Source organism: Rhodopirellula maiorica SM1 (assembly GCF_000346295.1).
GTDB lineage: Bacteria > Planctomycetota > Planctomycetia > Pirellulales > Pirellulaceae > Novipirellula > Novipirellula maiorica.
Genome location: NZ_ANOG01000324.1, coordinates 1 through 13854, shown reverse-complemented (window position 1 = coordinate 13854; position 13854 = coordinate 1). Strand labels below are relative to the sequence as shown.

The following is a 13854-nucleotide window of genomic DNA, read 5'->3' as shown; positions in this document are numbered from 1 at the left end:
GATCCTGCGTGACACGCCGCTGGCCAAAGAGGTCCGTGTTAACTGGCGCGAGCGGGTTCAGTCTTTGGCACCGCAGTACAACCAGGAACGTGCTCGCTGGGCCGGCGTATCACGCGACGATTTGGCGCGTGTGATGAAGCGTTCATCCGACGGCGTCGTCGTTGGCCAGTACCGACAAGACGATGATCTGATTCCGATTGTGGCACGCAATGTCGAATCGGAGCGAGAGCGCGCCGCCACTTCGCTGGACGAACTGCAGGTCACCCCCAAGCTATCAACCCGCTCCGTCCCTGTCTCGCAGGTCATCGATGGCGTTGAGATCCCCTGGGAAGACCCGATCATTTGGCGCTGGGACCGTCGCCGCGCGATCACGGTGCAGTGTTCTCCCAACAACGTGACGGCTCCGACACTTCGTAATGCGGTAGTAGAGAAATTCGAAGCAATCGAGCTTCCGCCGGGTTACCGGTTGGATTGGGACGGCGAGTACTGGAGCGCAAAACAGTCTCAGGAAGCACTGACACCCGGTATCGTTCCGGCCGTTGTCATCATGTTGTTCATCCTGGTTGCACTGTTCAATGGCTTCCGGCCCATGTTGATCTGCATCGGCGTGATACCCTTTGTGATGATTGGGATCACCAGTGGAATGTTGCTGACGCAGACGCCGTTTGGCTTCATTGCCTTGCTGGGTGCGATGAGTTTGTCGGGCATGATGATCAAGAACGTCGTGGTGTTGTTGGACGAAGTGAACGCGAATCTGGATCGAGGTTTTACGCCCTACAATGCGGTTGTCGAAGCAGCGGTCTCGCGTTTGAGTCCCGTGGTCAATGCGGCGGGCACAACGGTGCTAGGCGTGCTGCCGATGTTGCAGGACGTATTCTGGGTCGCATTGGCGGTAACGATTTTCTTCGGCCTGATCGTCGGCGCCCTGCTGACGATGGTGATGGTGCCGACCTTGTACGCGTTGCTTTACCGCATCCCGTACGAACGCCCTTCCGAGCCGCCGGCTATAGAAAACCCGTAGGACGGCCCTTCCGGGCCGTCAGATAACGAATTGAAAGACGGCCCAGCCGGGCCGTCCTTCCACGACGAACTGGACGCCCGGGAAGAGGCGTCGACAAACCCGTACGACGGCCCTTCCGGGCCGCCGGATAGCGAATTGACAGACGGCCCGGAAGGGCCGTCGTACAAGTGAGATGTGATGCAATCGCAATCGTTTAACTTATCGGCTCCGCCGAATTTTCGCGGCCTTGATCCTGATTTGCCCATTCGGGTTTATCAGCGGCACCTTCCCCATTGGCGACAAGATGGTGCGACGTACTTTGCGACTTGTCGGCTGGCGGATTCCCTGCCACAGGACAAGCTGGATGCGCTCAAACGTTGGCGTGAAATTTGGGAACGAGCGAATCTACCTCCACGGTCGGAACGACAATGGCATGAGCTTGCACGCGAGATTACGCAGCGTACGGACCGATGGATGGATGAAGGTTACGGTGAATGCTACTTTCGTGATGCTGCCAATGCCGAGCTCATGTCGAACGCCTTTATGCATTTTCAGGAGCAGCGATATTTTACTTCGTGCTTTTGCATCATGCCCAACCACTGTCATGTGATCGTAAAACCGTTTAGTGGTTTTGAACTAGAGGACATTTTTGACAGTTGGAAGGGGTACGTCGGATTCCAAATCAATAAGCGTTTAAACCGTCACGGAAGGGTTTGGGCGGAAGAAAGCTACGACCGCATCATTCGAGACGAGGAACATTTATTTCATGTTGTTCAGTACATCAGAAACAATCCACGAAAAGCCGGGTTGCCCAAAGACCAGTGGCATCGTTGGATCCACCCCGTCTGGCAAGCAGCCGGCTGGTATTTTCAAGACTTGTACGACGCCCCTACCACCACGCCGTAGGACGGCCCTTCTGGGCCGTCACTAAAACCGACTTCCTACGACAGCCCGGAAGGGCTGTCGTACAGTGACGCATCCGACGGACGCATAGGCTGTTTACATACCAATTTAGTAGCACGGCCCTTCCGGGCCGTCAATAAAACCAAGCTCCTACGACGGCCCGGAAGGGCCGTCCTACAGGTAAGAACATGGTTGCACAATTACAACAACTCGTTCGCCACACTCGCATCCGTGAAATTGTTGGAGATGTGATTCGTTTGCGCGCCACCGACGTGGCACTGGGCGATATGGCGGAAGTCGAAAACACTGACGGTGAAATGTCGTTGGCCCGAGTCATCGGGTTGGACCGAGACCTTGTCAGTCTGCAAGTATTTGCCGGCGGCAAAGGACTCTCGACCGACGCCACGGTCCGCTTTCTCGGTCGCCAGCTCGACGTGGTTTACTCACCGAACATTTTGGGCCGCATCTTTCGCGGATCGGGCGAGCCGATGGACGGCGGTCCCGACCTGTCGGCCGACCCACATGTGACCGTCGGTGGGCCGACGGTCAATCCGGTGATGCGCGTGATGCCGACCAAGATGATCGAAACCCGCGTCCCGATGATCGACCTGTTCAACTGCTTGGTCGAGAGTCAAAAGATTCCCATCTTTTCCGTTGCCGGCGAGCCGCACAACGAATTGTTGGCCAGGATCGGCTTTCAAGCCGATGCTGACGTCTTGGTGTTCGGCGGCTTGGGGCTGATCTTCGACGACTACCATTTCTTCCGCACTGCCTTTGAACAGCACGGCGTGTTCGGACGGACCGTGATGTTCGTCAACCAAGCGTCTGATCCGCTGGTCGAACGATTGCTTGTTCCCGACATGGCATTGGCGGTGGCCGAGAAGTTCGCGGTCGAAGAGAACAAACGCGTACTGGTGCTGTTGACCGACATGACCGCTTACGCCGACGCGATGAAAGAAATCGGTGTCGCCCAAGAACGCATCCCAGCGGTCCGCGGATACATGGGCGACTTGTACACACAGCTCGCTCAGCGCTATGAAAAAGCATGCGACTTCAAAGGCGCCGGGTCAGTCACCATTTTGACGGTGACCACCATGCCCGGCGACGACGTCACCCACCCCGTCCCCGACAACACCGGTTACATCACCGAAGGACAGTTCTATTTGCACGGTGGCATCATCGATCCCTTCGGTTCGCTGTCGCGGCTTAAACAGCATGTGATCGGCAAATCAACACGCGAAGACCATTCGCAAATCATGAACACGATGATCCGCTTCTATTCCGAGGCCGCCGAAGCACGACGCAAACAAGCGATGGCGTTCGAGTTGTCGCCGTTCGACGAAAAACTATTGAAATATGGCGGACTGTTCCGCGAGCGGTTCATGGACATTACTGTTTCGATGGGGGTCACCGAAGCACTAGATCTCTGTTGGAAGACGTTGGCCGAGTGCTTTGAGCCGCAGGAGTTATTGATGAAACAAAACCTAGTCGACAAGTATTTTCCGAAATAAGTACGACCGCCCTTCCGGGCCGTCGACAAAACATTAGCGACGGCCGGGAAGGACCGTCGTACAGGGGCAGTGTAGGACGGCCTTTCCAGGCCGTCGTTGTGTGTCGTCTCGACGGCCCAGAAGGGCCGTCTTACCACAATCCACTTTGACGGCCCAGAAGGGCCGTCCTACTGCAACTACAACGATCATGGCCAAACTTCGACTCAGCAAGAACTCGCTTCAGCAACAGCAGCAGCAATTGAAACTGTACACCAAACTGCTGCCATCGTTGGACCTGAAGCGGCGGCAGCTGACGGTCGAAGCACAGAAGGCGCGAGCAGAACACTCCGAAGCGATCGCGGCGGCGGAGACGTTGGAAACGCGAATTGGGCAGGAACTGCCGATGCTCGCCGATGAGTCATTGGATTTGAGCGGACTGGTGGAAATGAACGGCTACCAAGTGGGCGAACAAAACGTCGTCGGCACTCGGTTGCCGATCCTGGAACATGTTGAGTTTGTTGTCGCCGACTACTCGCGGGTGGCCACACCCGCTTGGATTGACATCCTGGTCACGCGGCTCAAGGACGCTGCCGAGGCACGCGTTCGAGCCCGCATCGCCGGCCAACGCGTCGAGATCCTTAATCAGGCGGTCCGGCGTATCACGCAGCGAGTCAACCTGTTTGACAAGGTTCTGATTCCGACCGCCAAGGAAAACATCCAACGCATCCGGATCTATTTGGGTGACGCCGAACGTGCCGCCGTGATCACGTCAAAACTGGCCAAGGTCAAACAGCAACAAGCCGGCGGCGGCTGGGATACCGAAGAGGAACAGTCATGAGCATTGTCGCTCTAGAGCGAGCCACGTTTGTCGGTTTAAGCAGCGAAAAAGAACAACTACTCGACGATCTGCATCGATTCGGTAGTCTGGAAATCATTCCGCTCGGTGGCGACGGGCAGGCGACGGTGGGCGGGCCATCGACGCGTTCGCGTGACGCGTTGAAGTTTCTGCTGGCGTCGCCGCAACGGCGTCACCAAGTGCATGATCGAAGCCAGTTCGATGCCGCCGAAGTCGAGCAGCGAGCGTTGGAGTTGCAGACCCAGATTCAGTCACTTGAATCGCAACGCGACGATTTGCTGTTGCGGTTGGAAGCCGCCAAGCCGTTTGGTGATTTTTCCTTTGCGTCACCCGAGCAAATGGGCGGCCTACGGCTGTGGTTCTACGTCGTCCCGCACAAGGACGTAATCAAGCTCAAACAGCACGCAGAGCTCGTCGCAGAAAAGGGGGGTGCCTGGGAGGTTGCCGCCCGCGACCAGCGGTTTTGCTATGTCGTCGTGGTCTCGGCTGAGGAGCCGAAAGACATGCCGGTACCGCGCGAGCGAATCGGTTCGCGTTCACCGATTGAACTTCGCCGGCGATTGGAGGAGGTGGAGTTGGCGATCGAAGACACGCAAGCCGAGCGAGCCTATCTAACCCGGTGGTGTCTGCTACTGGCCCGTAGTCTGCAAGAACTCGAAAACGCTGCCGCTCGTGCGGGCGCCGCGCAGCAAACTTCGGACCTGGAACCCGTCTTTGCGTTGGAAGCCTGGGTTCCGTGCGAACATATCGACGAGCTGGCCGAGCTAGCGAACAAACGTGGCATTGTGTTCGAGCACCGGCCGCCGGCACCCGGGGAAGATCCGCCCACGCTGATGCGCAACGAAGCTCGTGTGGAAGCGGGAGAGGACCTTGTCACTTTTTACATGACGCCTGGCTATTGGACGTGGGATCCGTCGTCGATCGTGTTTGTATCCTTCGCCATCTTCTTTGCGATGATTCTTGCGGATGCCGGCTACGGACTTGTGTTGGGATTGGGGTTGCTGTTCATTTGGCGCAGACTTGGCCGACCCGCGAACGACGACCTATCTGGCAACATGTACGACGGCCCTTCCGGGCCGTCGAGGAATGCTCAAGACGGCCCAGAAGGGCCGTCGTACAGGACACGCACGACCGGGCAACGCTTCCGGCCGATGCTGTTACTGATCGTGTTGGTCTCAGTGTTGTACGGCGTTTTGGTCGGCAGCTACTTTGGGCTCACGCCGTCACCGGATTCACTGCTCGGCCGGCTGCAATTGCTGGATATGAACAACTCAGCACTGATGATGGGCGTGGCGGTGCTAGTCGGTGGAATACACGTGATCCTGGCCAACGTGATGGACGCGCGTCGCTACAACGATTGGCAAGACGGTCTCGCTTCGTGGGGTTGGGCCGCAGCGGTTGGTGGCGGCCTGCTAGTCGGTGCCGGCGCGGCGATTCCCGCAGTCGAACCGCTCAAGGTCATCGGAGCGGTCATGGTCGTAATCGGATTGCTAATGGTCGTCGGATACACCGCTCGGCATGAAAAGCCACTGCGCCGACTGCTGGGCGGCATGCTGGGGCTAACCAAGGTCTCTGCGGCGTTCGGCGATGTCCTCAGTTACTTGCGATTGTTTGCGCTCGGATTGGCGTCGGCGTCGCTTGCCACCGCCTTTAACGACATGGCGTCGGACATTCACGGTGGCTTGCCGCGGATCGGACTTTTGTTTGCGCTACTGGTATTGTTGTTCGGACATTCTTTGAACCTGGTGTTGGGAGTTTCCAGCGGAGTGATTCATGGGTTGCGGCTGAACGTTATCGAATTTTTCAACTGGGGTTTGAAAGACGACGGTCGTCGTTTCACCCCTTTTCGGCGAAAGGAAGGTTCCACATGGAATTGATTGCACTCACATTGGGGTGGATTGGACTGTACGCGCCGCTCGCATTAGGAGCCGTCGGCAGCATGATTGGCTGTCTTCGCGGTGGCATGGCGGCGTGCGGCGCGATGCTGGAGGTCGAAAGCGGTTACGGCCGCTTTGTCGGCGTCGCGGCGATGCCCTCTTCACAAACCATTTACGGCATCGTGGTCACGATGGCGCTGCCGGCTGCGATCTCATCAGGCAACTCGCCGGGCATGTTTGCGCTGGGCGCGTTGTCGGGAGTCGCGCTGATGTTCAGCGCATTGGCCCAAGGCTCGGCATGCGCCGCGGCGATCAATGCGTCTAAAAGTAAACCAGAAGTGTTTGGTATTTCGCTCGCTCCGGCAGCGTTGATCGAAGGCTTCGCGGTGTTTGCATTCGTATTCGCACTCGTGTTGGCAGGACGATTGCCGGAATGAGATAGGTTGGCGACGGCCCGGAAGGGCCATCGTACTTTGCGAGTGTAGGACGGCCCTTCCGGGCCGTCGAAATGAATTAAACGGCGGATCTTCCGGGCTGTCGAAAAGAATCAAGCAACGGCACAGAAGGCCCGTCGAAGAGAATTAAACGACGGCCCCAAAGGGCCGTCCTACTGTGAAGAAGGCACAACGATGCAGGAAAACACAAACACGTCGGCGGGCGTTCAAAGCTTGATCGAGCGGATACGCGATCAGGGAGTACAGGCGGCGGAGATCGAGGCCGATCGACTGCTCCGCGAAGCCCGGCAACAGGCGGCCGAGATTGTCGCAGCTGCCAAGGCCGAAGCCGAAGCCGAGCAGACTAAGGCAAAGAATGAAATCGAAGCCCACCGGACGGCGTCACTCGATGCGCTGCAACTGGCTGCCCGCGATACGGTGCTGGATCTGAAGGCTCGCGTTGTCGCCCGGTTTGAAGACTTTGTCAAGCGAATAGTCGTAAAGGCCACGCACGATGAGCAACTGGTTCGCAATCTTGTGCTGGTGCTGTCCGGCCGCGCCGCCGAAGAATTCATTCAGGACAAAGAGATCGAGGTTCGGATTTCGAAGGCTCTGTTGGGTGAAGCCACGCTGAAGGAGGAGGGCAAGCAGGCGATCCTTGCCCTATCCAGTGACATGTTGCGTGAGGGGATTGAACTGGTGCCCTCGCACGAAGTCGAAGGTGGTGCTCGCGTCCAGTTGGTGCAGGATCAACTGGAGATCGATCTTTCCGACCGAGCCGTCGCACGACTGATTTCAGAGCGAATGGTCCCGCGATTTAAAGCGATTTTGGAGGGTGCAGAGTGACAAGTAGGACGGCCCTTCCGGGCCGTCTTTTTAGCCGACGGCCCAGAAGGCCCGTCGTACAGTAGTCTGTCTGAGTCGACAGCCCGGAAGGGCTATCGTACAGCAATCTGTTTTAGCCAACGGCCCGGAAGGGTCGTCCTACTTCAATTTCGGTCGACGGCCCGGAAGGGCCGTTCTACAAGTGATCAATTGTTATGTACTACGACCTAATCTGTAGCCTGCCGCACTTGCCGCACTTCGAGAAAGCGGATTGGTTGCCCATCACGCCGCTGCGGTTGCGACAGCGACTGAGTCGGTTGCAACCCAAACACGCCGTGCAGTTGGAGCTCGCCCGACCGTTGGTTGGCTGGCGCTGCCGACGGCTGACAGGATACGCAGATCACGATCTCGTGATCGAACACAAGGGACTGACGGACACACAACTCGACGCACCGCTGCGTGACTACATCGAATTTCGCATGACACAACAGACTCTGATCGCCGCGCTGCGACGAAGACATGACGGGCTGGAACGGCCTGCGGATTCGGATGCTTTCGGATTCGGCCCCAGCGTGCATTCGATCCGCAAACATTGGGACACGCCCCACTTTGGCTTGCAATACCGTTATCCCTGGCTGCCGATGGTGGGCGAGCGATTGTCAGCCGGCGATGCCATCGGTTTGGAGCGGCTGCTGATGGATCTAAATTGGCAGTGGCTGACGCGGTGCGCCGAGCAATCGATGTTCGGGTTCGCAGCGGTGATGGCATTTGTTTTCAAGTGGGACATGCTCGGGGCATGGCTCGCGAATGATCCTTTACGAGCGAAAGCTCGATTTACCGAACTAATCGACAAGGTGACGCATGTCTAAGGATGAAAGTAGGACGGCCCTTCCGGGCCGTACGATGCACCAAGACGCCCCGGAAGGGGCGTCGTACAGCAAAACGGCGACCGTTGTCCAGGTGCGCGAAAGTCTGGTGTTGATTCAAATCGACGAACAATCATCGGTGAAGAAGAACGAAGTGGGCTACGTGTGCGTCGGCGACGAGCGTCTGAAAGCCGAAGTGCTCCGCATCCGCGGTCGCACCGCGGACATGCAAGTGTTTGAGGATACGTCGGGCGTTCGTGTCGGCGATCGCGTCGAGATGACGGACGAAATGTTGTCGGCCACGCTGGGCCCCGGATTGCTGGGCCGCGTCTTTGACGGTTTGCAGAATCCGCTGCACGACCTGGCCAAAGAGCACGGTTTTTTCCTGCCGCGCGGCGTGTCTGCTCCGCCGCTGGACACGCAGCGGACCTGGGAATTCACTCCGGCTGTCGCGGTCAGTGCGCGTGTCTCGCCCGGCGGCGTGTTAGGGACCGTACCCGAAGGACCGTTCACTCACAAAATTTTGGTCCCGTTTGGCGAAAAGGAACCGGTCACCGTCACCTGGATCGGCGAAGGTAAGTTGACGCTCAACGATCCGGTCGCGCGAATTGAATCAGGCGGCGTCGAGCGCGAGATCACGATGGTCCAGCGGTGGCCGGTCCGCCGCACGATTCCGGACTCACTGCTGCGTCGTCGCTATGCAGAGCGTTTGTACGCCCAGGAGCCGCTGACCACGGGGACACGGATCATCGATACGTTTTTTCCGATCGCTAACGGCGGGACGGGCTGCATTCCAGGACCTTTCGGCGCGGGCAAAACGGTGCTGCAGAGCACGATCGCACGTTATGCTGCCGTGGACGTCGTGGTAGTGGTGGCCTGCGGTGAACGCGCCGGCGAAGTGGTCGAGACGATCACGATGTACCCCGAGACGCAAGATCCACGCACCGGTGGCACGTTGATGGACCGCACGATCATCATTTGCAACACGTCGTCGATGCCGGTCGCGGCCCGTGAAGCGTCGATCTACATGGGCGTCACACTGGCCGAGTACTACCGCCAAATGGGATTGAACGTCCTGCTGATCGCCGACTCGACTTCGCGATGGGCCCAAGCGATGCGGGAAACGTCGGGACGGATGGAGGAAATTCCTGGCGAAGAAGCCTTCCCGGCGTACCTCGATTCGTCGATCAAGAGCGTTTACGAACGAGCGGGGACGATTCGCTGTCCGGATGATTCGCAAGGCAGCCTGACAATGATCGGCACTGTATCACCGGCTGGCGGCAATTTCGAAGAACCGGTCACGCAGTCCACACTTGGTACGGTCAAGACGTTCCTCGGCCTGTCGTATGACCGGGCTTACAAGCGATTCTATCCGGCTATCGATCCGCTGATCTCGTGGTCGCGTTATTTGGACCAACTCGGACCGTGGCTGAGCAAGAACCTCGACCCCAATTGGACCCGTGATGTCAAACGACTACGCACGTTGCTCGAGCGAGGTGATGCCATTAATCAAATGATGCAAGTCACAGGCGAGGAAGGCATCACGCTCGAAGACTATATCACTTGGCAGAAATCGGTGTTGGTCGACATGGCCTATCTGCAACAGGACGCCTTTGATGACGTCGACGCCTTCATGCCACGCGAGCGCCAGTTGGAAAGCTTGAAACTGCTGCAAAGCCTCGTTGATCGCGACTATGACTTTGAGACTCGCGACGAAGCCCGAGAGTTCTTCACAAGAGTCATCGGACTCTACAAGAATTGGAACTACAGCCCGCCAGACTCGGTGGATTATCAGAAGTACAAGACCGAGATCGAAGCAGCCACGCGACCGTTGCACGGCACGTCCTCGTAAACCTCATCTACTTACAAAAAGGAAACGATCAATGTCGACAACCACTCATGAAACGCAGCCCACCGCGAGTGAAAACAGCAACCAGGTACTTAAAGACGAGGACCTACGAAAAATAGACGCCTATTGGCGGGCCGCTAATTACTTGTCCGTCGGTCAAATCTACCTGCTCGACAATCCATTGCTGCAGGAACCGCTCAAGCGAGAGCACATCAAACCTAGGTTACTTGGGCACTGGGGAACGTCGCCAGGGTTAAACATGCTGTGTGTTCATCTGAACCGAGTGATCAAGCGAGACGACTTGAACGTGATCTACGTGATCGGGCCCGGACACGGTGGACCATCGCTGGTCGCGCACGCCTACTTAGAAGGAACCTATAGCGAAGTCTATCCCGAGATCAGCCAGGATGCCGAAGGGATGCAAAAGCTTTTCAAGCAATTCAGTTTCCCTGGTGGCATCCCCAGTCACGTCGCTCCAGAGACGCCCGGCAGCATCCACGAAGGCGGCGAGCTCGGTTACGCTCTGAGCCATGCGTACGGAGCCGCGTTTGATAACCCCGACTTGATCGTCGCCTGCGTCGTGGGTGATGGCGAAGCCGAGACGGGACCGTTGGCCACCGGCTGGCACGGCAACAAGTTCCTCAACCCGGCTCGCGATGGCGCCGTGCTGCCGATTCTGCATTTGAATGGTTACAAGATCGCCAATCCATGTTTTCTGGCGCGGATTCCAAAGCAAGAGCTGACAAGTCTCTTCGAGGGGATGGGCTACAAGCCCTACTTCGTCGAAGGCAGCGATCCCGATGCGGTTCATCAGCAATTGGCCTCCGTCATGGATACGGCGACAGCCGAGATCAAGCAGATTTGGGCTGACGCACGGTCCGGCGACGCCGTCAAACGACCGGCCTGGCCCATGATCATCTTCCGTACGCCAAAGGGATGGACCTGCCCGGCCGAGATCGATGGCAAAAAGTGTGAAGGCTATTGGCGGAGCCACCAAGTGCCGATGGGCGACATGGACAACGAAGAACACATCCGCATTCTTGAACATTGGATGAAGAGCTATCGTCCAGAGGAATTGTTCGATGATGGCGGCCGGTTGGTCGCTGAACTCGCGGAATTGGCACCCCAGGGACACCGCCGCATGAGCGACAACCCGCACGCCAACGGCGGGATGCTGATGCGTGATCTGAAGCTGCCCGACTACTGCGACTATGCAGTGGATGTGCCGAGCCCAGGTGCAACGATTGCCGAATCCGCAAAGGTGATGGGGACGTATCTGCGAGATGTCATGCGGCGGAATCTGAACAGCAACAACTTTCGTCTGTTCAGCCCCGACGAGAACAACTCGAATCGCTGGCAGGACGTGCTGGAGGTGACCGACCGCTGTTACATGGCCGATATCTATCCCGAAGACGATCATCTGTCGCCCAACGGCCGAGTGATGGAAGTATTGAGCGAGCATCAATGCCAAGGCTGGCTCGAAGGTTACCTGTTGACCGGTCGCCACGGTTTCTTTTCCTGTTACGAGGCGTTCATCCACATCATCGACTCGATGTTTAACCAGCACGCTAAGTGGCTGAAGACTTGTAACTACATTCCTTGGCGAAGACCGATTGCGTCACTGAATTACTTCCTCAGCTCGCACGTTTGGCGACAGGACCACAACGGATTGAGTCATCAGGATCCGGGATTTATCGACCACGTCGTCAACAAAAAGGCCGAGGTGATCCGCGTTTACCTGCCACCGGATGCCAATTGTCTGCTGTCGGTGACCGAACACTGCCTGCGTAGCCGAAACTACGTGAACGTTGTGATTGCCGGAAAGCAACCCTCCCCGCAATGGCTGACGATGGACCAGGCGATCAAACACTGTTCCGCCGGACTGGGAATCTGGGAATGGGCCAGTAACGATATGGGGTCGGAGCCCGATGTCGTGATGGCTTGTTGTGGCGATGTACCGACGCTGGAAACGTTGGCGGCGGTCGATTTGTTGCGGACGCACCTGCCTGAACTCAAGGTCCGCGTGATCAATATTGTGAATCTGATGAAGTTGCAACCGCATAGCGAGCATCCGCATGGTTTGTCGGATCACGATTTTGATGCGTTGTTCACGAAGGACAAGCCGATCATTTTCGCCTTTCACGGTTATCCGTGGTTGATTCATCGCCTGACCTATCGGCGAACCAACCACAAAAACTTGCACGTCCGCGGTTACAAGGAAGAGGGGACGACCACGACGCCGTTTGACATGGTCGTCATGAACGATTTGGACCGCTTCCATCTCTGCGAAGACGTGATCGATCGGCTACCACAACTTGGCGCTCGTGCTGCGTACTTCAAGCAAAAAATCCATGAAAAGCTGATCGACCACAAGCAATATGTTCAGAAATATGGTGATGACATGCCGGACATCAGCGGCTGGGCCTGGGGAGGTCAGTCGAACGTCGGACCACAGGGAACGTCGACGGAAGGTGACAACGTATGAACCGATCGCCAAATTGAAACCAACTTGTATTCCCAACAGTCGCTATATGATGAGATCACTTGTAACCAATTGGATCCGACGCGAAACCAGCGTCGGCGATGCCAAATACCACAAATCAGTACCATTCGATGATGAAGTTTCTGCTGTTCGCCGTCCTGTTGACCGCTCTGACGGTGGCAATGCACTGTGTGGGTACTTACGCGGCATTGACGCACGGCGACGTGCTGCGACGCACGAAGGTCGCACGCCGCTGGCTGTGGGTGATTGGAACACAGGCCTACGTGGTCTCCTTGATGCTCATCTTCCATCTCCTAGAGGCAGCGATTTGGGCGGTCGCTTACTGCTGGCTCGATATGCTTCCCGATTTTTCCACCGCCCTATATTTTTCCTTAACGAGTTATTCGACCGTCGGTTACGGCGACATTGTCCTGCCGCAAACTTGGCGATTGCTGGGGCCGATCGAGTCGGTGGTGGGGGTGCTGATGCTGGGGTGGTCGACGGCGCTGATCGTCGCGTTGATGCAGAATGTGTTTCGCGAGAACTTCGAGCTGGAAAAACAGGAATGAACCGGTATAGCGAAGATGAAAGTCAACGAGCCGCCAAGTTCGAACCAACGTCGACATGCTCCAACATTGCAACAAGGAAACAATCATGAACGAGGGTGAAGAAGCAACCATCAGTCTCGCGGACGAGGACCAGGTCAAAGAGGTGCTCAGCGGCGCCGTGTTGGGACTGTGGGATGTCGTCAATAGCTTGACCCGTTTACGGCCATCCAAACGAGATCGTTACCGTGTGACGATTTTCGGATCGGCCCGCGTTCAACCAGGCACATTCGGTTACGAAGAAACCAAACGCTGCGCCGCCGCTTTGGCGGAAATGGGCTGCGATATCATTACCGGTGGAGGGCCCGGGTTGATGCAAGCTGCCAACGAAGGCGCGTCGAGTGCACCGGAGCGGTCAAAGTCGATCGGTATCCGCGTCGATCTGCCCTTCGAACAAGAAATCAATTCGTTCGTCAGCCAAACGTTCGAACACCGCACTTTTTTTACGCGGCTGCATCAGTTCGTACTCACATCGGATGCGTTCCTGGTTGCCCCTGGCGGTATTGGTACCGTGCTGGAAACGCTGATGGTGTGGCAACTGCTTCAAGTACATCACCTCAATGACACACCGTTGATCTTGGTCGGTAAGATGTGGCCGGGTTTGATCCAGTGGGCAAAGGAATCGATGCTTTCGAATGAGTCGCCGTTGGCCAGTCCGCAGGACATG

The 13854-nt window shown here is 57.1% G+C and carries 12 protein-coding genes; all 12 read left to right on the top strand.

What is annotated here, in order from left to right:
- On the top strand, positions 1-1021 hold a 1021-nt coding region (locus tag RMSM_RS10530; RefSeq protein ID WP_040765420.1), incomplete at its 5' end, for an efflux RND transporter permease subunit.
- 453 nt (positions 1022-1474) lie between these two features.
- Positions 1475-1906 carry a transposase gene (locus RMSM_RS42485; protein WP_236622081.1) on the top strand — a complete coding sequence of 144 codons (432 nt, stop codon included), beginning with the start codon at positions 1475-1477 and terminating at the stop codon, positions 1904-1906.
- Between the two features lie 185 nt (positions 1907-2091).
- Positions 2092-3414 (top strand): V-type ATP synthase subunit B, encoded by a 1323-nt coding sequence (locus tag RMSM_RS10520; protein ID WP_008695193.1) that lies wholly within the window; start codon positions 2092-2094, stop codon positions 3412-3414.
- Between the two features lie 187 nt (positions 3415-3601).
- A complete protein-coding gene (locus RMSM_RS10515; protein WP_008695192.1) occupies positions 3602-4231 on the top strand; it encodes a V-type ATP synthase subunit D in 630 nt (209 codons plus the stop codon).
- A complete protein-coding gene (locus tag RMSM_RS10510) occupies positions 4228-6126 on the top strand; it encodes a V-type ATP synthase subunit I (RefSeq protein WP_008695191.1) in 1899 nt (632 codons plus the stop codon). Before RMSM_RS10515 ends, RMSM_RS10510 begins: the two co-directional genes overlap by 4 nt.
- On the top strand, positions 6117-6563 hold the full coding sequence (locus RMSM_RS10505; protein ID WP_008695190.1) for an ATP synthase subunit C: 447 nt from the start codon (positions 6117-6119) through the stop codon (positions 6561-6563). The genes RMSM_RS10510 and RMSM_RS10505 overlap by 10 nt, the downstream gene beginning before the upstream one ends.
- 192 nt (positions 6564-6755) lie before the next feature.
- Entirely contained in the window at positions 6756-7406 is a 651-nt protein-coding gene (locus tag RMSM_RS10500) for a hypothetical protein (RefSeq protein ID WP_008695189.1), read from the top strand.
- A 194-nt stretch (positions 7407-7600) separates the two neighbouring features.
- Positions 7601-8254 (top strand): DUF2764 family protein, encoded by a 654-nt coding sequence (locus tag RMSM_RS10495; protein WP_008695188.1) that lies wholly within the window; start codon positions 7601-7603, stop codon positions 8252-8254.
- Positions 8247-10103, top strand: coding sequence for a V-type ATP synthase subunit A (locus RMSM_RS10490; protein ID WP_081614115.1), 1857 nt, complete (start codon positions 8247-8249; stop codon positions 10101-10103). Before RMSM_RS10495 ends, RMSM_RS10490 begins: the two co-directional genes overlap by 8 nt.
- A 31-nt stretch (positions 10104-10134) precedes the next feature.
- Positions 10135-12585, top strand: coding sequence for a phosphoketolase family protein (locus tag RMSM_RS10485; protein ID WP_008695185.1), 2451 nt, complete (start codon positions 10135-10137; stop codon positions 12583-12585).
- Positions 12586-12683: 98 nt separating this feature from the next.
- Positions 12684-13151, top strand: a complete 468-nt coding sequence (locus tag RMSM_RS10480; protein ID WP_008695183.1) for a potassium channel family protein — start codon at positions 12684-12686, stop codon at positions 13149-13151.
- An 85-nt stretch (positions 13152-13236) separates the two neighbouring features.
- The coding region (locus tag RMSM_RS10475; RefSeq protein WP_040765425.1) for an LOG family protein at positions 13237-13854 on the top strand (618 nt) is incomplete at its 3' end.

What these genes read in the sequence shown, in the direction of transcription:
- RMSM_RS10490 (WP_081614115.1), top strand. Translation starts at nt 8,247, where the DNA reads ATGTCTAAGGATGAAAGTAGGACGGCCCTTCCGGGCCGTACGATGCAC.
- RMSM_RS10495 (WP_008695188.1), top strand. Translation starts at nt 7,601, where the DNA reads ATGTACTACGACCTAATCTGTAGCCTGCCGCACTTGCCGCACTTCGAG.
- RMSM_RS42485 (WP_236622081.1), top strand. Translation starts at nt 1,475, where the DNA reads ATGGATGAAGGTTACGGTGAATGCTACTTTCGTGATGCTGCCAATGCC.
- RMSM_RS10480 (WP_008695183.1), top strand. Translation starts at nt 12,684, where the DNA reads ATGCCAAATACCACAAATCAGTACCATTCGATGATGAAGTTTCTGCTG.
- RMSM_RS10510 (WP_008695191.1), top strand. Translation starts at nt 4,228, where the DNA reads ATGAGCATTGTCGCTCTAGAGCGAGCCACGTTTGTCGGTTTAAGCAGC.
- RMSM_RS10485 (WP_008695185.1), top strand. Translation starts at nt 10,135, where the DNA reads ATGTCGACAACCACTCATGAAACGCAGCCCACCGCGAGTGAAAACAGC.
- RMSM_RS10515 (WP_008695192.1), top strand. Translation starts at nt 3,602, where the DNA reads ATGGCCAAACTTCGACTCAGCAAGAACTCGCTTCAGCAACAGCAGCAG.
- RMSM_RS10520 (WP_008695193.1), top strand. Translation starts at nt 2,092, where the DNA reads ATGGTTGCACAATTACAACAACTCGTTCGCCACACTCGCATCCGTGAA.
- RMSM_RS10505 (WP_008695190.1), top strand. Translation starts at nt 6,117, where the DNA reads ATGGAATTGATTGCACTCACATTGGGGTGGATTGGACTGTACGCGCCG.
- RMSM_RS10500 (WP_008695189.1), top strand. Translation starts at nt 6,756, where the DNA reads ATGCAGGAAAACACAAACACGTCGGCGGGCGTTCAAAGCTTGATCGAG.